The organism is Streptomyces sp. NPDC006476 (genome assembly GCF_040612015.1).
Classification (GTDB): domain Bacteria; phylum Actinomycetota; class Actinomycetes; order Streptomycetales; family Streptomycetaceae; genus Streptomyces; species Streptomyces griseorubiginosus_B.
This window is the reverse complement of record NZ_JBEXPK010000246.1, coordinates 1,288-2,488: the sequence shown is the minus strand read 5'-3', so window position 1 is coordinate 2,488 and position 1,201 is coordinate 1,288. Positions and strand designations below refer to the sequence as shown.

Here is a 1,201-nt window from a genome sequence, read left to right as displayed (position 1 = left end):
AACACAGTGGACGCGAGCAACTGAGGACAAGCCCTCGGCCTATTAGTACCGGTCACCTCCACACGTTACCGTGCTTCCAGATCCGGCCTATCAACCCAGTCGTCTACTGGGAGCCTTACCCCATCAAGTGGGTGGGAGTCCTCATCTCGAAGCAGGCTTCCCGCTTAGATGCTTTCAGCGGTTATCCCTCCCGAACGTAGCCAACCAGCCATGCCCTTGGCAGAACAACTGGCACACCAGAGGTTCGTCCGTCCCGGTCCTCTCGTACTAGGGACAGCCCTTCTCAAGACTCCTACGCGCACAGCGGATAGGGACCGAACTGTCTCACGACGTTCTAAACCCAGCTCGCGTACCGCTTTAATGGGCGAACAGCCCAACCCTTGGGACCGACTCCAGCCCCAGGATGCGACGAGCCGACATCGAGGTGCCAAACCATCCCGTCGATATGGACTCTTGGGGAAGATCAGCCTGTTATCCCCGGGGTACCTTTTATCCGTTGAGCGACGGCGCTTCCACAAGCCACCGCCGGATCACTAGTCCCGACTTTCGTCCCTGCTCGACCCGTCGGTCTCACAGTCAAGCTCCCTTGTGCACTTACACTCAACACCTGATTGCCAACCAGGCTGAGGGAACCTTTGGGCGCCTCCGTTACCCTTTAGGAGGCAACCGCCCCAGTTAAACTACCCATCAGACACTGTCCCTGATCCGGATCACGGACCCAGGTTAGACATCCAGCACGACCAGACTGGTATTTCAACGACGACTCCCCCCGAACTGGCGTCCGGAGTTCACAGTCTCCCAGCTATCCTACACAAGCCGAACCGAACACCAATATCAAACTGTAGTAAAGGTCCCGGGGTCTTTCCGTCCTGCTGCGCGAAACGAGCATCTTTACTCGTAGTGCAATTTCACCGGGCCTATGGTTGAGACAGTCGAGAAGTCGTTACGCCATTCGTGCAGGTCGGAACTTACCCGACAAGGAATTTCGCTACCTTAGGATGGTTATAGTTACCACCGCCGTTTACTGGCGCTTAAGTTCTCAGCTTCGCCCCACCGAAATGGAGCTAACCGGTCCCCTTAACGTTCCAGCACCGGGCAGGCGTCAGTCCGTATACATCGCCTTACGGCTTCGCACGGACCTGTGTTTTTAGTAAACAGTCGCTTCTCGCTGGTCTCTGCGGCCACCCCCAGCTCACCGTGC

Annotated in this window: 1 rRNA gene (cut by a window edge); it reads right to left on the bottom strand. The window is 57.0% G+C overall.

Annotation, left to right across the window (positions count from 1 at the left end):
- Positions 1-22: 22 nt before the first annotated feature.
- A 23S ribosomal RNA gene (locus ABZZ74_RS53610) occupies positions 23-1,201 on the bottom strand (its annotated part continues 1,287 nt past the right edge of the window); the annotation flags it as partial.